The 20,330-nt window shown below is 70.6% G+C and carries 16 protein-coding genes; 12 read left to right on the top strand and 4 right to left on the bottom strand.

Features of this window, described 5'->3' with window-relative positions:
• Nucleotides 1-254 precede the first annotated feature (254 nt).
• A complete protein-coding gene (locus DEJ02_RS12535) occupies nt 255-2,192 on the bottom strand; it encodes a long-chain fatty acid--CoA ligase (RefSeq protein ID WP_111033310.1) in 1,938 nt (645 codons plus the stop codon).
• Between the two features lie 121 nt (nt 2,193-2,313).
• Here DEJ02_RS12535 and DEJ02_RS12540 point away from each other — a divergent pair, with 121 nt between their 5' ends.
• The 3 genes from DEJ02_RS12540 to DEJ02_RS12550 all read left to right on the top strand — a co-directional run bounded on the left by DEJ02_RS12540 (nt 2,314) and on the right by DEJ02_RS12550 (nt 5,584).
• A complete protein-coding gene (locus DEJ02_RS12540) occupies nt 2,314-3,267 on the top strand; it encodes an ROK family glucokinase (protein WP_017886608.1) in 954 nt (317 codons plus the stop codon).
• A 101-nt stretch (nt 3,268-3,368) separates the two neighbouring features.
• Entirely contained in the window at nt 3,369-4,094 is a 726-nt protein-coding gene (locus tag DEJ02_RS12545; protein ID WP_071405408.1) for a 1-acyl-sn-glycerol-3-phosphate acyltransferase, read from the top strand.
• A gap of 104 nt (nt 4,095-4,198) precedes the next feature.
• Entirely contained in the window at nt 4,199-5,584 is a 1,386-nt protein-coding gene (locus DEJ02_RS12550) for a class II 3-deoxy-7-phosphoheptulonate synthase (RefSeq protein WP_110864693.1), read from the top strand.
• 158 nt (nt 5,585-5,742) lie between these two features.
• On the opposite strand, the gene pknB is transcribed toward DEJ02_RS12550, so the two are convergent.
• Nucleotides 5,743-7,818: a Stk1 family PASTA domain-containing Ser/Thr kinase gene (gene pknB / locus DEJ02_RS12555; RefSeq protein ID WP_111033361.1), complete on the bottom strand. Its 2,076-nt coding sequence runs from the start codon at nt 7,816-7,818 to the stop codon at nt 5,743-5,745.
• Nucleotides 7,819-7,900: 82 nt separating this feature from the next.
• Complete coding sequence (locus tag DEJ02_RS12560) at nt 7,901-9,172, bottom strand: LysM peptidoglycan-binding domain-containing protein (protein ID WP_258378729.1); 1,272 nt, start codon at nt 9,170-9,172, stop codon at nt 7,901-7,903.
• A 172-nt stretch (nt 9,173-9,344) separates the two neighbouring features.
• On the opposite strand from DEJ02_RS12560, the gene DEJ02_RS12565 reads away from it, so the two are divergent.
• Nucleotides 9,345-9,701, top strand: coding sequence for an Rv2175c family DNA-binding protein (locus tag DEJ02_RS12565; protein ID WP_171907813.1), 357 nt, complete (start codon nt 9,345-9,347; stop codon nt 9,699-9,701).
• 70 nt (nt 9,702-9,771) lie between these two features.
• On the opposite strand, the gene DEJ02_RS12570 is transcribed toward DEJ02_RS12565, so the two are convergent.
• Entirely contained in the window at nt 9,772-10,890 is a 1,119-nt protein-coding gene (locus tag DEJ02_RS12570; protein WP_071405410.1) for a polyprenyl synthetase family protein, read from the bottom strand.
• A gap of 96 nt (nt 10,891-10,986) precedes the next feature.
• Here DEJ02_RS12570 and DEJ02_RS12575 point away from each other — a divergent pair, with 96 nt between their 5' ends.
• The 8 genes from DEJ02_RS12575 to mraY all read left to right on the top strand — a co-directional run bounded on the left by DEJ02_RS12575 (nt 10,987) and on the right by mraY (nt 20,327).
• Nucleotides 10,987-11,382 carry a DUF3040 domain-containing protein gene (locus DEJ02_RS12575; protein ID WP_111033311.1) on the top strand — a complete coding sequence of 132 codons (396 nt, stop codon included), beginning with the start codon at nt 10,987-10,989 and terminating at the stop codon, nt 11,380-11,382.
• Nucleotides 11,383-11,963: 581 nt separating this feature from the next.
• Entirely contained in the window at nt 11,964-12,395 is a 432-nt protein-coding gene (gene mraZ, locus DEJ02_RS12580; RefSeq protein WP_017886616.1) for a division/cell wall cluster transcriptional repressor MraZ, read from the top strand.
• Nucleotides 12,396-12,501: 106 nt separating this feature from the next.
• Nucleotides 12,502-13,467 carry a 16S rRNA (cytosine(1402)-N(4))-methyltransferase RsmH gene (gene rsmH / locus DEJ02_RS12585; RefSeq protein WP_111033312.1) on the top strand — a complete coding sequence of 322 codons (966 nt, stop codon included), beginning with the start codon at nt 12,502-12,504 and terminating at the stop codon, nt 13,465-13,467.
• 1 nt (nt 13,468) lies between these two features.
• Nucleotides 13,469-14,182 carry a hypothetical protein gene (locus DEJ02_RS12590; RefSeq protein ID WP_111033313.1) on the top strand — a complete coding sequence of 238 codons (714 nt, stop codon included), beginning with the start codon at nt 13,469-13,471 and terminating at the stop codon, nt 14,180-14,182.
• Nucleotides 14,183-14,231: 49 nt separating this feature from the next.
• The gene (locus DEJ02_RS12595) at nt 14,232-16,001 is read left to right on the top strand and encodes a penicillin-binding protein 2 (RefSeq protein WP_111023101.1); all 1,770 of its coding nucleotides are present in this window, start codon (nt 14,232-14,234) and stop codon (nt 15,999-16,001) included.
• Between the two features lie 14 nt (nt 16,002-16,015).
• The gene (locus DEJ02_RS12600; protein ID WP_111033314.1) at nt 16,016-17,662 is read left to right on the top strand and encodes a Mur ligase family protein; all 1,647 of its coding nucleotides are present in this window, start codon (nt 16,016-16,018) and stop codon (nt 17,660-17,662) included.
• Entirely contained in the window at nt 17,659-19,227 is a 1,569-nt protein-coding gene (gene murF / locus DEJ02_RS12605) for a UDP-N-acetylmuramoyl-tripeptide--D-alanyl-D-alanine ligase (protein WP_111033315.1), read from the top strand. Before DEJ02_RS12600 ends, murF begins: the two co-directional genes overlap by 4 nt.
• The gene (gene mraY / locus DEJ02_RS12610) at nt 19,224-20,327 is read left to right on the top strand and encodes a phospho-N-acetylmuramoyl-pentapeptide-transferase (RefSeq protein ID WP_071405416.1); all 1,104 of its coding nucleotides are present in this window, start codon (nt 19,224-19,226) and stop codon (nt 20,325-20,327) included. The genes murF and mraY overlap by 4 nt, the downstream gene beginning before the upstream one ends.
• Nucleotides 20,328-20,330 lie beyond the last annotated feature (3 nt).

Here is a 20,330-nt window from a genome sequence, read left to right on the forward strand (position 1 = left end):
CGCGCGTACCTGGCGGAATCGGGCGTACCTGGTCGGAAGAATCGACCCGGTACGCCCGAAACGACCGGGTACGCCCGAAAGCTGCCAGCCCGCACGCGCGGCGACCGCCTGGAGGTCCGGTGCCAGTCCGGCGGACCGGCACCGGGCCTCCTGGCGGTGGCGCCCACACCTGCGCGTACCTACCGGAATCGGGCGTACCTGGTCGGAAGAACCGACCCGTTACGCCCGATTCGACCCGGTACGCCCGGCGGGCGCTACGCGCGGTTGCGGCGCCGACCCTCGATCACCGGGGTCGCCGTCGTCTGCACCTTCGACCCGGAGTAGATGTGGTCGATGTCCGCGGCGAAGTCCTTGAGGATCACCGACCGCTTGATCGTGAGCTTCGGTGTGAGGTGCCCGGAGGCCTCGGTCAGGTCCGTGTCGAGGATCGTGAACGACCGGACCGACTCGGCGCGGGAGACCCGGCCGTTGGCGGCGTCGATGGCCTCCTGGACGGCGGAGAGCACACGCTCGTCGTAGGCGGCCTCGTGCCCGCTCAGCGCCGGGGTGATCCCGCGGGACTCGCACCAGCCGGGGAGCATCTCGCGGTCGAGCGTCACGAGTGCTGCGACGAACGGCTTGCCCTCGCCGACGACCACGACCTGGCCGATGAGCGGGTGCTCGCGGATGCCGTCCTCGAGCGGTGCCGGTGCGACGTTCTTCCCGCTCGCGGTGACGATGAGCTCCTTGGCGCGGCCGGTGACCGTGAGGACCCCGTCGGCGTCGATCCGGCCGAGGTCGCCGGTGCGGAACCAGCCGTCGGCGAAGGCGTGCTCGGTCGCCTCGTCGTTCCGCCAGTAGCGGTCGAAGACGTCGACGCCGCGGATCAGGATCTCGCCGTCGTCGGCGATCCGCACCTCGATGCCGGGCAGCGCCCGACCGACCGTTCCGATGCGGAGTTCCCGGGCACGGTTGACGGTGGCGGGGGCGGTGGTCTCGGTCAGGCCGTAGCCCTCGAGGATGAGCACCCCGATCGAGCGGAAGAAGTGCGACAACCGCGGGGACAGGGGCGCCGAGCCGCTGACGGCGTACTCGACCCGGCCGCCGAGGGCGTCGCGGAGCTTGGCGTACACGAGCCGGTCGAACAGCTTGAACTTCAGCCCGAGCAGGAACGGCACCCTGCCGGCTGCGAGGGCCTCGGAGTGGGCGACCGCGGTGTCGGCCGCCGCGCGGAAGATCCTGCCCTTGCCGCCGAGGTCGGCCTTCTGCTCGGCTGAGTTGTAGATCTTCTCGAACACCCGGGGGACCGCGAGCAGGAACGTCGGCTTGAAGGTCGACACCGCCCGCATCAGGTCCTTGGTGTCCGGCTCGTGGCCGACGAGGACGCCGGCGGACACCGACATCGCGGCGATGAACCGGGCGAAGACGTGGGCGAGCGGGATGAACAGGAGCGTCGAGGCGCCGTCGGCGACGACCTCGGGCATGGCTTCGCTCGCGCCCTCCACCGTGGCGGTGAAGTTGTCGTGCCGCAGGACGCAGCCCTTCGGTCGACCGGTGCTGCCCGAGGTGTAGATGATCGTGGCGTCGTCGTGGCCGTGCACGTTCGCGGTCCGGGCGTCGAGTTCGTCGTCGGCGACGTCCTCGCCGAGCCGGGTCAGGTCGTCGAGGCCGCCGCCGTCGATCGTCCAGTGCTGGCCCAGGGACGGCAGGTCGGGTGCGATGGAGGCGACGCGGCGCGCGTGCTCCTCCTGCTCGACGACGATCGCGACCGACTCGGAGTCGGACAGGATCCAGCGCACCTGGTCGGGGGAGCTCGTCTCGTACACGGGCACGGACACCAGGCCGGCTGTCCACACGGCGAAGTCGACCAGGGTCCACTCCAGACGGGTGCGGGACAGGATCGCGACGTGCGCGCCCGGTTCGAGCCCGGCGGCGACGAAGCCCTTCGCGATGCCGCGCACCCGGGCGAGCGTCTCCGCCGCGGTGAAGGTGGTCCAGGTGTCACCGTGGCGCTGGGCGAGGATCGGACGGTCGGGCGTCAGGCGGACGCGGTCGCCGAGGAGCCGCGCTGCCGAGCCGTGGTCCGGGGCGACGGGACCTGCGCTGGGCGGTGTGACGTGCCTCCCGGCCGACGGCGTTGTCCCGGTGGCGGCGCTGCCAGCGGTGGACGTGTCGGTGGAGGCGCTGCTGCGTGCAGGACGCTGATCGTTCACGGTGACTCCCTTGTCTGCCGGTTCGACTCGAGTGCGCCTCAACACCGAGGCGACACCGCCAGCATAGGACGCGTCACCGGGCGTTCCGTGACTTCGCGGCGAACCGGTAGGCTCGTTGCTCGTGCACGCCATCGGAATCGACATCGGGGGCACCAAGATCGCGGGTGCGGTCGTGACGGAACTGGGCGAGATCGTCGCCGAGGACCGCGTGGCCACCAACGCTGCGGACCCGAACGCCATGCTCGACGACGTCGTCTCGATGGTCGAGCGACTCAGCTCGCTCCACCAGGTCGGCGCCGTGGGGGTCGCTGCCCCCGGGTTCATCGACGCCTCGCAGTCGATCGTCTACTACACGCCGAACATCCGGTGGCGGAACGAACCGCTCCGGCAGAAGCTGCAGCAGCGTCTCGGCGACCTGCACATCACGGTGGACAACGACGCGAACGCCGCCGGCTGGGCCGAGTTCCGGTTCGGCGCCGGTCGGCTCGTGTCCGACATGACCATGCTGACCATCGGCACGGGCGTCGGCGGCGCCATCGTGACCGAGGACCGCCTGTTCCGCGGGGGCTTCGGCACCGGCGGCGAGATCGGCCACCTGCGCATCGTCCCGAACGGGCTGCCCTGCGGCTGCGGTGCCCGCGGCTGCATCGAGCAGTACGGCTCGGGCCGCGCCCTGCAGCGCATGGCGAACGACGTCGCCGACGCCGGTGGCATCGGTTCGGCCCTGGCCGACGCCCGCGCCGACAACGGCGGCCAGCTCGACGGCAAGATCGTCGGCGACCTGATCCTGGCCGACGACCCGGGTGCCCTCGCGGCCCTCCGTCGGCTCGGTCGGCACCTCGGCGAGGCGTGCGCGTCGCTGTCCGCGGTGCTCGACCCGCAGCTCTTCGTGTTCGGCGGCGGCGTCGCCAGCGCGGGGGACCGGCTGCTCGACCCGATCAAGCAGGCGTACCTCAACAACCTGCCGGCCCGCGGGTACCACCCCGAGCCGGACTTCGTGATCGCCGAACTCGTCAACGACGCCGGCGTCGTCGGTGCCGCCGACCTCGCCCGCATCCACGCCCGCACGGCGTAGGGTCGGCGCGCACACACGCACACACGCACACACGCACACACGAACGACCGCCCACCCCGGGCCGTGCACCACCCGGACCTTCTCACCACCTGGAGTCGTCGATGACCTACTGGCTGCTGAAGAACTTCGTGCTCGGCCCGCTCATCCTCACCCTGTTCCGGCCGTGGGTCGTCGGGCGTGAGCACGTCCCGACCTCGGGCCCGGTCATCTTCGCGTCGAACCACATCTCGTTCATCGACTCGGTGATCCTGCCGGCGGTGCTCGACCGTCGACTCTCGTTCCTGGCGAAGAGCGACTACTTCACCGGCCGCGGGTTGAAGGGCTGGGCGACGAAGACGTTCTTCAACGCCATCGGCCAGCTGCCGATCGACCGCTCCGGCGGCAAGGCGTCCGAGGCATCGCTCCGCACCGGCCTGCAGGTCCTGGCGCGCGGTGAGCAGCTCGGCATCTACCCCGAGGGAACCCGCAGCCCCGACGGCAAGCTCTACCGCGGCCGCACCGGCATCGCCCGGATGATCCTCGAGGGGCGCGTGCTCGTCGTCCCCGTGGCCATGGTCGGCACGCGCGAGGTGCAGCAGATCGGGCAGCGCTTCCCGAAGATCAAGCGCGTCGGGGTCGTGTTCGGCAAGCCGCTCGACTTCTCGCGGTTCCAGGGGTTCGAGACCGACCGCTTCATCCTGCGCAGCGTCACGGACGAGGTCATGCACGAGCTCGCCGGCCTGAGCCGTCAGGAGTACGTGGACGTCTACGCGACCAGCGTGAAGGAGCGGGCGAGCTCCGCGCGCGAGGCCGTCATGCGGGAACGCAAGTCGACGCCTGCACGTTAGGCTCTGATGGTCCCGGCACCCCGCCAGGACGCCCATCGACGACGCGCGGCCCGGTGCCGGTCAGCGTCGTCGGGCCGCCCGCACAGAACACCGAGGTAACGCCCTTGCCCGAGTCGACCGACTTCGTCGCCCTGCAGGATCCGGACGTCATCGAGGGGCTCGACTATTGGCGGACGCTCCCGATCAAGCAGCAGCCGACCTGGCCGGACGCCGCCGCGGCCGAGGCCGCCTCGGCCGAGATCGCCACGCTCCCGCCGCTCGTGTTCGCTGGCGAGGTCGACAAGCTGCGTGAGCGGCTCGCTGCCGCCGCCCAGGGCAAGGCCTTCCTGTTGCAGGGCGGTGACTGTGCCGAGACCTTCGCCGGTGCCACCGCCGACTCCATCCGCGACCGGGTCAAGACGATCCTGCAGATGGCCGTCGTGCTGACCTACGGCGCCTCGATGCCCGTCATCAAGATGGGGCGCATGGCCGGGCAGTTCGCCAAGCCCCGCTCGAGCGACTTCGAGACCCGTGGCGACGTCACGCTGCCCGCGTACCGCGGCGACATCGTGAACGGCTACGACTTCACGCCGGAGAGCCGGACGGCCGACCCGCGCCGCCTGGTGCAGGGGTACCACACCGCCGCTTCGACGCTGAACCTCGTCCGGGCCTTCACGCAGGGGGGCTTCGCCGACCTGCGCCAGGTGCACTCGTGGAACAAGGGCTTCGCCTCGAACCCCGCGAACGCCCGCTACGAGCACCTCGCCAAGGAGATCGACCGCGCGATCCGCTTCATGGACGCCTGCGGTGCCGACTTCGAGGCGCTCAAGCACGTCGAGTTCTACGCCTCGCACGAGGGGCTGCTGATGGACTACGAGCGCCCGATGACCCGCATCGACTCGCGCTCCGGCCTGGCGTACGACACGTCCGGTCACTTCATCTGGATCGGTGAGCGCACGCGCGACATCGACGGTGCCCACGTGGACTTCCTGTCGCGGGTGCGCAACCCGATCGGTGTGAAGCTCGGCCCGACGACGAGCGTCGACGACATGAAGGCGCTCGTCGACAAGCTCGACCCGAACCGCGAGCCGGGTCGCCTGACCTTCATCACGCGGATGGGTGCGGGCAAGATCCGCGACGAGCTGCCCAAGCTGCTCGAGGCGATCAAGGGCATGGACGCCAATCCGCTGTGGGTCACCGACCCGATGCACGGCAACGGCCTGACCACGCCGACGGGCTACAAGACCCGCCGGTTCGACGACGTCGTGGACGAGGTCCTCGGCTTCTTCGAGGCGCACCGCCAGGTCGGGACGTATCCGGGTGGCATGCACGTCGAGCTCACCGGTGACGACGTCACCGAGTGCCTCGGCGGCTCGGAGCACATCGACGAGGCCACCCTCGCCACGCGCTACGAGTCGCTGTGCGACCCGCGCCTCAACCACATGCAGTCCCTCGAGCTCGCCTTCCTGGTGGCCGAGGAACTCGGCGCGCACCAGCCCGACCGCTCGTAACGCAGGAACCGTTTCGCCGAAGCGACAGAACCCCGCGGCATGTCCGCGGGGTTCTGTCGCTTTCGCGTGTCGGACGGGAGGCCCGTGACGCCGCCGCCACGGGCCTCCCGTCCGTCCTGGGGTCGCGTCCAGGGCCGCTTCCGCGACGGTGTCCGCACCTACTGGTCGTATGACAGGGTGATCGTGTCGCCGCGGTAGACGGTGGCGCCGGCGCCCGGGTCGGTGCCGGTGACGGGCAGCTTCGACTTCCAGTCGTAGAAGCCGCAGAGGATGTTCGTGCAGTCGGGCACGGACACCTTGAGGCCGAGGTCCTCGAGGGTCTTCGTCGCCTCGTTGATCGTGGGCCGCTCCGCTCCGAGGTCGGGCACGGTGATCGGCGTCGGGCCCTTCGACACGACGACGTCCACCGCCGACCCGCGCACGGCGGGGGAGTCCTGCACGGCGGCCGAGACGATCTGGCCCGAGGGCACGGTGTCGCTGTACTCCTCGGTGCGGGCGCCGAGGATCAGTCCGACGTCGTCGAGTGCGGCGGAGGCCTCGTCGACCGTCTTGCCGACCACGTCGGGAACCGGCCCGAGCGAGACGGTCAGGGTGACCGGCCCGGTCTCGCCGTAGGCCTTCACGGTCGTGAGGTCGAGGGCCTTGCCGCCGGACGCCCGGCCGGTCGCCGCGACCACGGTGTCCTTCGGGGCGTCGGCGGAGAACTCGTACCGGTCGTCCTGCAGCTCGAAGTCGTCGTCGAGCGCGGCCGTCACGGTGGAGAGCGGCTGGCCGACGATCGCCGGCAGCGGGATCATCCGGGGGCCGTTCGACACGACGATCTGCACCGCCGTGCCCTTCTGCACCTCGCGCTCCGCGGCCGGCTTCGTCGTGGAGACCTGCCCCTTCGCGACGACGGCGTCGAACCGTGTCCCGGTCTTCGACGCCGCCTGCAGGCCCTGTGCTTCGAGCAGCTGCCGGGCCTGCGAGACCGACTTGCCCGTGACTTCCGGGATCCGCACGTTGCCACCCGGCCCCGGGCCGAAGTACCAGCCGAAGCCGGCTCCGATCAGCGCGAGCACGACGACCACGGACAGCAGGATCCAGCCGCGCTTCCGACGCTTCGCCGACTGGTCGGCGAGCCGCTGTCCGGCGGGGGAGAGCACGCCCGGCTGTGCCCCGGTGCGACGGGGGCCGGGGGCGTTGCCACGCGCACGGGCGGGCGCTCGACCGCGGTCGCCGGTGTCCCGGTCGCCGGACCGGTCGATGATGGCGGTCTCGTCCGCTCCTGCGGCTCCTGCAGCCCCCACCGAGGCGGCGGCCGCTGCGGCACCGAGCGTGCCGGCGCCACCGGAGGGCAGGATCGCGGTGCCGTTCTCGGGGCGCAGCACGGCCGTGCGGTACTGCCCGGTCGCGCGCTGCTGGTTGCCCGACATGTGGTCGAGCATCTCGCGGGCGTCGCGGGGGCGGTCCTCGGGGTCACGTGCGGTCGACCAGGCGACCAGCTCGTCGAGCTCCGGCGGCACCCCGGACACGGCGGCATTCGGTGCCGGCACGGAGTCGTTGGCGTGCTGGTAGGCGATCTGCATCGGCTGCTCGCCCTTGTAGGGCTGCTCGCCGGTGAGCATCTCGTAGAGCATGATGCCGAGCGCGTAGATGTCGCTGCGCGAGTCGGCGGCGCCGCGGGTCACGAGCTCGGGGGACAGGTAGGCGATGGTGCCGAGCAGTGCCGCGCCGGTCGCCGTGTTCGCGGTCGTGGCGCGGGCCAGGCCGAAGTCGCCGAGCTTGATGCGGCCGTCGTCGGCGAGCAGGACGTTCTCGGGCTTCAGGTCGCGGTGCACGATCCCGGCGCGGTGGGCCGAGGCGAGGCCGGCCAGCACGGCGCGCAGGATGTCCGTCGCCTGCTCGGGCGTCAGGGCGTGGTGCTCCTGCAGCAGGTCCCGCAGCGTGATGCCGGGGATGTACTCCATGACGATGTAGGCGATCTCGCCCTCGGCGCCCTGGTCGTAGACGCCCACCAGGTTCGGGTGCGACAGCCGTGCGGCCGAACGGGCCTCCTGGATGAAGCGCTCACGGAACGCCTGGTCGTCGGCCAGGTGCCCGTGCATGATCTTGATCGCGACGCGTCGCTCGAGGCGCACGTCGGTCGCGAGGTAGACGGTCGCCATGCCCCCGCGCGCGATGCGGGAGCGGACGCGGTACCGCTGATCGATCATGCGACCGATCATCGGGTCCGTGGCGGCGTTGGTGGTCATCGGCGGCATTCTACGAATCGAGACCGCACTCGGACGCACCGGCGCACCGGCCGTGACCCAATCTCGATCTTCCGGATGAGGCTCAGAGGGTCGCCAGCCAGCCCTCGGCGGCGCTCGCCCAGGTGGCGTAGGCCTTCGGGTAGGCGGAGAGCTGCACGGCCTGGGCCGCGTCGGTGATGCTCATCGAGGACCAGCCGGGCACGTCGAGCAGCCCGCGGGTCTTGCCGGCGTTCGGGTTGTTCCGCCCGCCGAAGAACAGCGCGGTGGCGTGCGCCGGGTCCTGCAGCTTCGCCGCGCTGCCCCAGCCCTGGCTCGGACGCTGCTGGAACAGACCGACCGAGTCGCGGTCGCCGTGCGGCAGGTTCCGGAGGCTCGACTCCTGCATCGCGGCGGCGAGGGCCACGACGATGCCGCGGTCCGGGACGCCGAGCGATCGACCGACGGAGACGATGGTCGCGGCGTTCTGGCGCTGCTCGGCGCTCAGGCCGACGGCACCGCTGACCGCGGCACTCGCGGCGACCGCGGGCGCGGCGGTGGCGTTCGACGACGGGATGACGAGCGTCTTGCCGGCGTAGATCGTGCTCGTGTACGACAGGCCGTTCGCCGACAGGAGCGACTTGACCGAGACGTGGTGCGCGGCGGCGATCGAGGCCACGGTGTCGCCGGCGCTGATCTGCACGCTCGACTTGGTCGACGGGGCCGAGGCCGTCGACACCGACGGTGTCGACGACGAACCGTGCGGCACCCGCAGCGTTTGCCCGGGGTAGATGACGCTGCGCTGCGACAGCTGGTTCGCGCTGAGGAGCGCCGTGGTCGACACGCCGACGCGGGACGCGATGGCGGAGACAGTGTCGCCCTGCTTCACGTGGTAGCTCGAGGTGTCCGAGCCGGAGCCGCCGGTCGACCCGGAGGTCCGCACCGCCGCGGTGGTGACGGCGGGGGTCGATGCCAGGTGGAGGGTCTGCCCGGGGTGGATGATCGTGTTCCAGCCGAGGCCGTTGCGCACGAGGATCTCCTGCGCCGACAGGCCGAAGCGGGCGGCGATGCCCGAGACCGTGTCGCCGTGGTGGACGGTGTATGTGGTGGGGGCCTTCGTGGTCGCGGCGACGGTCCGCACGACGGTCTGCGACGGCCGGGCGACGGCGGTGCCGAACACCGGGCGGTCGGTCACGGCGCGGTCCTGGTCGACGTGGCGCTTGTGGTTCGCGTCGGCGTCGTCGTGCCGCGGCTCGGCGTGCGCGACCGGGCCGGTGAGGCCTGCGGTCACGGCGATGGTGCCCGCGAGGACGATGGGCATGGTGGCGAACCGGGCGGATCGTGCGCGCCGGGCGACTTCGTCTGCAGCGTGGTCCACGGGTTTCTCCTGATCTCGACTGAGCCGTGCGCACGCATGCGCGCACTCACAGGTGCCACAACGCTGGCATGGCCTGATTCCCAAGTCAACCAGAGAGTCAGATGGGGTGGATGTGACGAATGTGACGAACGAGGCGCATTCACTCCGGCGGTCACTCTGGCACCATGGGCGTGTGAGTGCCGCACCCGTCGACGACCTGTCCCTCTCCGAACGCTGGCTGACCGTCCCCGAGCTGGTGGATATGTTCAGCACCAGCCCCGGACGGATCCACCGACTCTTCGAGCAGAAGACCCTGCTCGCAGCCCGCGTCGGTGGTGTGCTGCGCGTGCCCGTCGAGTTCCTGGAGGACGGCGAGCCCATGCCCGAACTCCGCGGCACGCTGATCGTGCTCGGCGACAACGGCTTCACCGACGACGAGGCGGTGCGCTGGATGCTCACCGTCGACGACGCGATGGGCACCACGCCGATCGCGGCGCTGCGCGCCGGTCGCAAGGCCGAGGTGCGTCGCATCGCCCAGTCGCTGCTCTAGACGCGTTCCGGACAGACGGGAGGCCCGGTGCCAGCTGGCACCGGGCCTCCCGTCTGTACTGGGGTCGCGTCTAGGACGACCGGCGGCTGACCGTGTCGGCCAGCGACGCGAGCTGCTCGCGTGCCGACGGTGTCAGCGGCGAGGCGTCCAGCGCCGCCTTGGCGCGCTGGACGTGCCGCTCGATCGACCGCTCCACGGCGGCGACGGCACCGGACTCGGTGAGGGTGGCGCGGAGCATCTGCACCTGCTCCTCGTCGAGGTCGGGGTCGCCGAGGAGCTCGTCCAGGAGCTGCCGCGGGCCGCTCGCCAGCGTCTTGCGCGCCGAGGCGATGAGGACGGTGCGCTTGCCCTCGCGCAGGTCGTCGCCGGCCGGCTTGCCGGTGACCTCGGGATCACCGAAGACGCCGAGCATGTCGTCACGGAGCTGGTACGCCACGCCGAGGGGGAGTCCGAAGGCGCGGAGGCCCTCGAGCTGGGAGTCGCTCGCGCCGGCGACCAGGGCGCCGATGACCAGCGGGGCCTCGATCGAGTACTTCGCCGACTTGAAGACGATGACGCGCTGGGCGCGCAGCAGGTGCTCGGACTCGTCGATGACGGGCCAGGCGGTCTCCTCGTGCACGTCGAGGTACTGCCCCGCCGTGACGTCGAGGCGCATGGCGTGGAACTCCTGGCGGACGATGCGGGCCCGCACCGGGTCGAGGAGCGCGAGACCCTCGTCGAACACCGAGTCGCTCAGCGAGAGCAGCAGGTCGCCGAGGAGCAGCGCGGAGTTCGTGCCGTACTGCCCGCGGTCGCCGACGAAGCCGGACTCCTCGTGCAGGGACTCGAAGCGGCGGTGCGCGGCCGGACGCCCACGACGGGTGTCCGAGCGGTCCATGATGTCGTCGTGCACCAGAGCTGCGGCGTGGAAGACCTCGAGCGCTGCGGCGACCGTGACGACGGCCTCGGCGGTGGTCTGCCGGGACCCTTCGGCCAGCGGGTCGAACGAGCCCGAACGGCCCGCCACCGACTGCCATCCCCAGTAGCAGAACAGCGCCCGGAAGCGCTTGCCGCCGGACAACAGGTCTCGTGCGTACCGGTCGAACGGCGCGAGGTCGGGGCTGATCGCGAGGAGCCGTTCACGCTGCTCGTCGAGTGCCCGGTCGATACGCGCCGATACGAGGTCCACTAATCGCGTACTCTCAGCCACGATCCCTACCCTAGTGGAGTGGTCGAGGCATAGAATCGGTCCACTCAACCCGCGTTTTTCAACCCCGCGTCGATCCCAGGAACAGAGGGAACCAAGATGCCGCTCTCGGAACAGGAGCAGCGCCTTCTCGAAGAGATGGAGCGCAGCCTCTACCAGAACGATTCCGATTTCGTGGCTCGTGTCACACGTCGACAGGGTCGTCCGACGTACACAGCCATCACGATCGGTGTCCTCGGCGCACTCGCCGGGGTCGCCATCGTCATCGTCGGCCTCGTGATCAAGGCGCCGCTGCTCGGCATCCTCGGCTTCGTCGTGATGCTCGCCGGTGTCCTGTTCGCACTGCGCCCGGGCATGCGTGCCCCGAAGGCGAAGCCCGCTCGGCCGGGCAAGCCCGCGTCCGGTGGGTCGGCGCGTCCGTCCGCCGGCGGTGGCGGGTCCTTCATGGACCGGATGAACGAGCGCTGGGACAAGCGCAACGACCAGAGTCAGTAGCTGACGGGGGTCAGCAGGACTCCCTCCACACTCCTCCACGGGGTCGGCCTTCGGGTCGGCCCCGTTTCGTGTTCCCGGGGGCTGTGGGTCGGGCCGGGGTCGTGCCGGGGTCGTGCCGGCGCGAGTGGTCACGACATGCCGCGCGGTGGATGCCGAGGGTGCACGAACTGTCGGCTGGGGCCGGCGCGAGCGACAGTTCGTGACCACTCGGCGTCGCGGCGGCGGTACGTCGTGACCACGCGCTGACCGGCGGCCGGGCGTGGTGGAGCCGACCGTGCGACCGCGTGAGCTCCGCGGCCGAGGTGGGGCAGGTCGTGCCCGCTCGGCGTCGTGCGCCCGCGGCGCGCCCCGAGGCGCTCCACCGGCTGCGAAAGTCCTCCACTTTCCTCCACGCCTGCTCTGGCGCTCGTGAAGCCCATGAATCCGGGCATCCGCGGTCATCCCGGCTGGGTGCATTCCGGCTCCGATGCCCCCAGTAGGGGTGTCGCGGGCGGAAAAGGGAGCGGATTCCTGGTTGAGGGGAGGGGAGTGGAGTAAAGTGGGGCTCGCAACGGTCCGGTGGAGCGGAGGGGAGGCCCGACGTGCTGCTCGGTACTCATGCCCCGAAGCTCGACGAGAAGGGTCGCGTGATCCTCCCCGCCAAGTTCCGGGACGAACTGTCCGGCGGGCTCGTGATGACCCGCGGCCAGGAACGCTGCGTCGTGGTCTTCAGCGCCCGGACGTTCGAGGAACTCCACGAGCGCATCCGGACCGCCCCGATGACGTCGAAGCGCACCAGGGACTACATGCGTCTGTTCCTCTCGGGGGCCAGCGCCGAACAGCCCGACAAGCAGAACCGCGTGACGATCCCGCAGAACCTCCGCGAGTACGCGGGGCTCGAGCGGGACCTCACGGTCATCGGCAGCGGTGACCGTGCCGAGATCTGGTCCACCCCCGCGTGGGAGGCCTACTACGCCGAAGCCGAAGAGGCATTCGCCGACAACGACGAGGAGGTGATCCCGGGGATCTTCTGATCCGCGGATCGGGACTCCCAGCCGTGAAGCCCTGACGCCACTTCCCCGGTGTCAGGTCGCATGGATGGGGATCCGGACCCACGGCCCAGGAGACGAGGGGCTGCACATGGCCGACAACGACAACGAGACGCCACGCTTCCCGCACACGCCGGTGATGCTCCAGCGCATCGTCGACCTCTTCACGCCGACGCTCGAGGGCCCGGGCAAGGTCGTCGTCGACGCCACGCTCGGCATGGGCGGCCACTCCGAGGGCCTGCTCGAGCGGTTCCCGGAGCTCACGCTCATCGGACTCGACCGCGACACCGACGCACTCGGCATCGCGGGGGAGCGCCTGGCCCGCTTCGGCGACCGCGTCCGCCTCGTGCACACCGTGTACGACGGCATCGTCGACGCGATCGAGGGCGAGGGCTTCACGAAGGTCGACGGCGTGCTGTTCGACCTCGGCGTGAGCTCGCTGCAGCTCGACCGGGCCGAGCGCGGGTTCGCGTACAGCCAGGACGCCCCGCTCGACATGCGCATGGACCGGACCGAGGGGCAGACCGCCGCCGACGTCCTGGCCACCTACGACGAGGGCGAACTCCGCCGCATCTTCCAGCGCTACGGCGAGGAGAAGCTCGCCGGCCGGTACGCCCGAGCGATCGTCGAGCGGCGGGCGACGAAGCCGTTCGAGATGTCCGGCGACCTGGTCCAGGTGCTGCACGACGCGACCCCGGTCGCCATCCAGCGCCAGGGGCACCCGGCCAAGCGCGTCTTCCAGGCGCTCCGCATCGAGGTCAACGCCGAACTGAGCGTGCTCGAGCGGGCGGTCCCGGCGGCGCTCGACGCCATCGCGGTCGGCGGCCGGATCGTCGTCGAGTCGTACCAGTCCCTCGAGGACCGCATCGTCAAGCGGGCCCTGGTGGAGCGCACGAAGTCGAGCGCCCCCGCCGGCCTGCCGGTGGAGCTGCCCGAGCACGCCCCGACCTTCTCCCTGATCGTCAAGGGCGCCGAGCTGGCCGACGAGGCCGAACGCGCCGCCAACCCCCGAGCAACCCCCGTGCGCCTGCGCGCGGCCGAGCGGATCCGGAACTGACATGAGCACGAACCTCGCACTCGTCGACCCTGCGGTCGTCCCGTCGCGGGCCCCGCGCCCCGACCGTCAGCACCGCCCCGAGCTGGTCGAGGTCACCCCGACCGCGGCCCAGCGCCGGGCTCGCCCCCGCATCGGGTACGCCGTGGTGGCCGTCGCCGCGCTCGGCATCCTGCTGCTGGCCCAGCTCGGCATCAGCATGGTGCTCAGCCAGGGCGCCTACACGCTCAACTCGCTGTCGGCCGAGCAGACGAACCTGGCCCGCACGCAGCAGTCGCTGTCCGAGCAGCTCCGGGTCCTCGACTCGCCGCAGAACCTGGCCCGCAACGCGCAGTCGCTCGGCATGATCGCCAACTCGACGCCCGTGTACCTCGACCCGAAGACCGGTCGGGTGTACGGCACGCCGACGCCGGCGAAGCCCGACGAGGCCACGGCGTCCACCGAGAACCAGGTGCCGAACTCGCTGCTGAACGACGTCCCGCTGGCCACGAAGCCGGGGGACACCTCCACCAGCAAGGAGACGGGCACGACGGGCACGACGGGCACGACGGACACGTCGAGCACGTCGAGCACGAAGGACTCGTCGGGCGCCACGGGAACCACCGACAGCACCGCCACGTCTGAGAAGACGAGCGGCGCCAGCGCGTCGGACCAGGGGACGGCGAAGTCGTCCGTAGAGTCCGACGCGAACCCGCTCCAGGCGCCCTCCACCCGGTGACCGGCGGGTCCGCCGCAGCCTCAGCACCGCCCGGGAAGGACCGCACCGCGTGACGAAGACGATCCGCAACCGACGCCTGCGCTACAGCATCGTGATGCTCGCCGTGATCGCCCTCGTCGGGGTGTTCGTGGTGCGGCTCGTCGACATCCAGGTCGTCCAAGCGTCCGAGCTGAACAAGGCGTCGGCGCAGAAGCGCAGCATCCCCGTGACGATCTACGGCACCCGCGGGTCGATCGTGGACCGCAACGGCACCGAACTCGCCGACAGCGTGACCCGGTACAACATCACGACCTCGCCGCGCCTGGTCAAGCAGTTCAAGGGCAAGCTCGGCGGCACACGCATCAAGGACGTCAGCGTCGGCACCGCCCTCAGCGCATTGGCGAAGGCCTCCGGGGGCGACGTCGCGACCATGCGGAAGAACATCGCCGCGAACCCGAAGTCCGACTTCGCGTACCTGGTCAAGGGCCTCGACGTGCAGCACTACGAGGCCGTGCGGGCACTCGGCATCCCCTGGCTGTACCCGGAGCCACAGGCGGCGCGGGTGTACCCGACGGGCGCGACCACGGGCAACCTCACCGGCTTCATGGGCACCGACGGTGCCCAGGCCGGCCTGGAGTACTCCTACAACCAGTGCCTGGCGGGCACGAACGGGTCCGAGACCTACGAGCGCGGCGAGGACGGTGTGCAGCTCCCGGGCAGCACCGTGACCACGAAGAAGGCCAAGGACGGCGGCACGCTCGAGACCACGATCGACAGCGACCTGCAGTACATGGCACAGCAGACCATCGCGTCCGCCGCCAAGACCCTGCAGGCGGAGTCTGCGACGGCGACGGTCACGAGCGTCAAGACGGGTGAGCTGCTCGCGGTCGCCGACTACCCGACGGTGGACCCGAACGACGTCGACGCCACGACCGACAAGGGCGCCTTCGGTTCCCGTGCCCTGACGGCGTCGTACGAGCCGGGCTCCACGATCAAGGCCGCCATCGCCGCCGCGCTGCTCGACCAGGGCAAGTCGAACCCCACCGACCAGGCGGTCGTGCCGTACTCGCGCACGTTCCCCTGGGGCGGCACGATCCACGACTCGGAGTTCCACCCCACCGAGAACCTCACGCTGACCGGCATCCTGCAGAACTCGTCGAACGTCGGCATCACCGAGCTCGGTGCACGGCTGACCGCACAGCAGCGCTTCGACTACATGAAGAAGTTCGGGCTGTTCGAGCCGGAGACGGCCATCGACTACCCGGGCCAGCCTTCGATGGACTACGGCACGAGCCCGAACTGGGACCAGCAGACGAACATCAACTCGATGTTCGGTCAGGGCATCTCGACGACTGCCGTGCAGGTCGCGAGCGTGTTCCAGACGATCGCGAACGACGGTGTCCGGATCCCGCTGCACTTCGTCAAGGGCTGCACCACGGCCGACGGCAAGACGATCGACGCGCCCGACGTGCAGAAGCAGCGGGTCGTCTCCGCAGCCGCCGCCACGCAGGTCACCGGCATGCTGCAGAGCGTCGTCACGGGCGGCACGCTGGTGGGCATGAAGCCGATCTCCGGCTACAACATCGCCGCGAAGACGGGGACCGCCGAGGTGGCCGAGGGGTCGCAGGGTTACGGCGGTCAGCGCATCACGTCGGTGGCCGGAATGGCACCCGCCGAAGACCCCCAGTATGTTGTCACGGTGACGTTCACGAAGCCGCAGACCAACAAGTGGTCCAGCGGAGCGGCTCCGGCGTTCCGCACACTCATGTCCCAGGTGCTCGAGAAGTACCGAGTAGCCCCCTCCGCGTCCGAGGCGAAGCTCTACCCGTCCACGTGGTGAGGAAGAAGGAACACTTGTCCGCACGGATCCCCCCGGTCCTCCGACCCGAACACCCGACCCCGAGGGCCGTCTCCGAACTCGCCAACGCGTTCGGTCTGCGAGTCGTCGGCTCGGTCGACAGCATCGAGACCACCGGTGTCACCCTGAGCGCCACCGAGGTGCAGCCGGGTGACCTGTTCGTCGGCGTGCACGGTGCGAACCGGCACGGCGCACAGTTCGCGACGGAGGCCGCCGAGCGCGGCGCCGTCGCCGTCCTGACCGACCAGGACGGCGTCGCACTGGTCGAGCCGTCCGGGCTGCCGGTGCTCGTCGTCGACGACCCCCGCGCCGCCCTCGGCGACGTCGCGGCGTGGGTCTACCGCACGCACCCCGACGAGGCCACCGACCTGCCGCAGCTGTTCGCCGTCACCGGCACGAACGGCAAGACGAGCACGTCCTACATCCTCGAGGGCATCCTCAAGCAGCTCGGCCTGGTCACCGGCCTGAGCTCGACCGCCGAGCGCCACATCGGTTCGCTCAGCGTGACGAGCCGCCTGACCACGCCCGAGGCCAGCGAGATGCACGCGCTCCTCGCCCGCATGCGCGAGAGCGAGGTCCGCGCGGTCGCCGTCGAGGTCAGCGCCCAGGCCCTCAGCCGGCACCGCGTCGACGGCATCGTCTTCGACGTCGCGGCATTCACGAACCTGTCGCACGACCACCTCGACGACTACGCCGACATGGAGGAGTACTACCAGGCGAAGCTCCCGCTGTTCCAGCCCGAGCACGCCCGTCGCGGCGTCGTCTCGCTGGACACCGACTGGGGCCACCGCGTGGTGCAGGACTCCCGCATCCCGGTCACCACGATCACCGTGCACCCCGACGTCGAGGCCGAGTGGCACGTCGACATCGTCGAGGCCCACGCCGCCTACACCGAGTTCCGTCTGACCGGCCCCGAGGGCCGCGAACTGACCACCCGTGTGCCGCTGATCGGCTGGCACATGGCGGCGAACGCGGCACTCGCGATCGTCATGCTCGTCGAGGGCGGGTTCGAGCTCGGTGCCATCGCACACGCGCTGGAGAGCAACCACCGCCGCTACCCCGACGAGGACGCCGCGAGCGAGCGTGACGGCGAGACCCACCGCGTCTCCGCCATCGAGTGCTACCTGCCCGGCCGCACCGAGCGCGTCTCCGGTGAGCACGGCCCGAGCGTCTACGTCGACTTCGGCCACAGCGCCGACGCGTTCGAGAACACCCTCGCCGCGGTCCGGCAGTTCACCTCCGGCAAGGTCCTCATGCTGTTCGGTGCGGACGGCGACCGCGACACCACGAAGCGCGGCGACATGGCCCGCGTGGCCGCGGCCGGCAGCGACATCCTCGTCGTCACCGACCACCACCCCCGCTTCGAGGACGCCGCGTCGATCCGGAAGACCCTGGTCGACGCCGCACGTGCGGCGTACCCCGACCACGAGATCCACGAGGTCAGCCCGCCCGAGGCCGCCATCCGCACGGCCGTGAGCCTGGTCGGCGAGGGGGACTCGATCCTCTGGGCCGGCCCGGGCCACCAGGACTACCGCGACATCCAGGGCGTCCGCACGCCGTACTCCGCCCGCGACGAGGCCCGTGTGGCCCTGCGCGAGGCCGGCTGGGAGCCGAACTCCGGTCCGGCGGAGGACGTCCGATGATCGCCATGACCCTCGCCGAGATCGCCACCGCGGTCGGCGGCGAGCTGATCGGCGGCGCGCAGGCGACCGACGTCGCCGAGCCCGGCGACCTGGTCGTCGAGGGCTCGGTCGAGACCGACTCCCGCCTGGTCCGACCCGGCAGCGTCTTCTTCGCCCTGCCCGGTGAGGTCACCGACGGTCGACGCTTCGTGCCCGCAGCGGTCGACGCCGGTGCCGCCCTGGTGATCACGCCCGAGCGTGTGGACACCACCGCGCCGCAGATCGTCGTCACCGACGGGTACGAGGCCCTCGCCGCGCTCGCACACGAGGTCGTCACGCGCGTCCGGATGAGCACCGCGGACCGCGTCGACGCCGACGGTCGCCCGGCGCCCCTGCGGGTCGTCGGCATCACCGGCTCGAACGGCAAGACGAGCACGAAGAACATGCTCCGCACGATCCTCGAGCAGCACGGCGCGACCGTCGCGCCCGAGGGCTCGTTCAACAACCACGTCGGCGCACCGATCTCGATGCTCCGCGTCACCTACGACACCCGGTACCTGGTGGTCGAGATGGGCGCGAGCGGCGTCGGCCACATCGCCAAGCTCGTCTCGATCGCCGAGCCCGACCTCGGTGTCGTCCTCAAGGTGGGCCTCGCGCACGCCGGCGAGTTCGGCGGCATCGAGGCGACACAGCGCGCGAAGTCCGAGATGGTCACCGACCTGCCCGAGACCGCGACGGCCCTGCTCAACGTCGACGACGACCGCGTCGCGTCGATGCGCGACCTGACGGCCGCGCGGGTGGTGGGCTTCGGCACGTCGGCCGAGGCCGACTACCGCATCACCGGCATCGAGACGGACCGCAGCGGCACCCGCTTCACCCTCACCGCGCCTCTCCCCACCGGCACGGCCGACCTGCCGCTGGCGCGTCAGTCCGGAACCGGCGGCGTGGGCCCAGTCCGCCACGAAGGCGACCGTCCGACGGACGCGACCCCGTCTGGAGGCCCGGATCACGTCGACGTGCGCCTCGCGATCCTGGGTGAGCACCACGCCATGAACGCGTCCGCCGCGCTCACCGTGGCCCACCTGTGGGGCGTCCTGCTCGCCGACGGCGCCGCGGCGCTCGCGTCGATGACGCGCGCCGAGCGCTGGCGCATGGAGCTGCTCCAGGGCGGCCCCGAGGGCGTCACCGTGATCAACGACGCGTACAACGCGTCGCCCGACTCCACCGCGGCGGCGCTGCGGACCCTGGCGCAGATCGTGCGCCCGGGGGAGCGGACCGTCGCCGTGCTCGGTGAGATGGCCGAGCTCGGTGAGTACTCCGTCGAGGAGCACGACCGCATCGGTCGGCTCGTCGTCCGCCTCGGCATCGGACAGCTCGTGGTCGTCGGCCGCGGCGCGATGCCCATCCACCAGGCCGCCACCCTCGAGGGATCGTGGGACGGCGAGTCCGTGTACATCGAGGACGTCGACGACGCCGTCCGTGCCATGCAGGAGATGCTCCGCCCCGGCGACGTCGTCCTCGTCAAGTCCTCGAAGTCTGCCGAACTGCGATTCCTCGGCGACCGCCTCGGAGGTGTCACCGAATGATCGCGCTCCTCATCGCCGGCGCCACGTCGCTGGTGTTCACGTTGCTGCTCACCCCGTCCTTCATCAAGCTCTTCCACCGTCTCGGGTGGGGGCAGTTCATCCGTGACGACGGTCCGCAGTCCCACCACACCAAGCGCGGGACCGCCACCATGGGCGGCATCGTCCTGATCATCGGTGCGGTGATCGGGTACTTCGTCGGGCACCTGATCGGAGGCGACTCGATCACGCTGTCCGGCCTGCTCGTGCTGTTCCTGATGGTCGGGCTCGGGTTCGTCGGCTTCATCGACGACTTCCTCAAGGTGCGCCGTCAGCGGAGCCTCGGGCTCGGCGGCTGGGCCAAGATCCTCGGCCAGGTCATCGTCGGCGTCATCTTCGCCACGATCGCCCTGGTCGTGCCGACGTCGAACGGCAAGCCGCCGGCGTCCACGATGATCTCGGCGATCCGCGACGTGCCGTGGCTCGACTTCATGGCGCTCGGCACCGTCATCGGCACCGTGCTGTTCCTGGCCTGGATCGTCCTGCTGACGGTGTCCACGTCGAACGGCGTGAACGTGGCCGACGGGCTCGACGGGCTGGCCACCGGGTCGAGCATCCTGGCGATCGGCTCGTACGTCATCATCGGCTTCTGGCAGTCGAACCAGATCTGCGGCGGGGCACGCCTCGACTCGAACACCGCCCACGCCTGCTACACCGTCTCGAACCCGCTCGACCTCGCCGTGGTCGCGGCCGCGGTCTGCGGCGGGCTCATCGGGTTCCTCTGGTACAACACCTCGCCGGCGCAGATCTTCCTCGGTGACACCGGGTCGCTCGGCCTCGGCGGTGCCCTGGCCGGCCTCGCGATCCTCAGCCGTACCGAGCTGCTGCTCATCCTCATCGGTGGCCTGTTCTTCATCGTCACCGGCTCCGTCATCCTGCAGCGGGCCTACTTCAAGATCACCCACGGCAAGCGCATCTTCCTGATGAGTCCGCTGCACCACCACTTCGAACTGAAGGGGTGGGCCGAGGTGACCGTCGTCGTCCGCTTCTGGATCATCGCCGGGCTCTTCGTCGCGGCGGGGGTCGGACTCTTCTACCTCGAATGGATCGCACGCGTTGGTTGACCC

It is taken from the genome of Curtobacterium sp. MCLR17_042 (assembly GCF_003234695.1).
Taxonomy (GTDB): Bacteria; Actinomycetota; Actinomycetes; order Actinomycetales; family Microbacteriaceae; genus Curtobacterium; species Curtobacterium flaccumfaciens.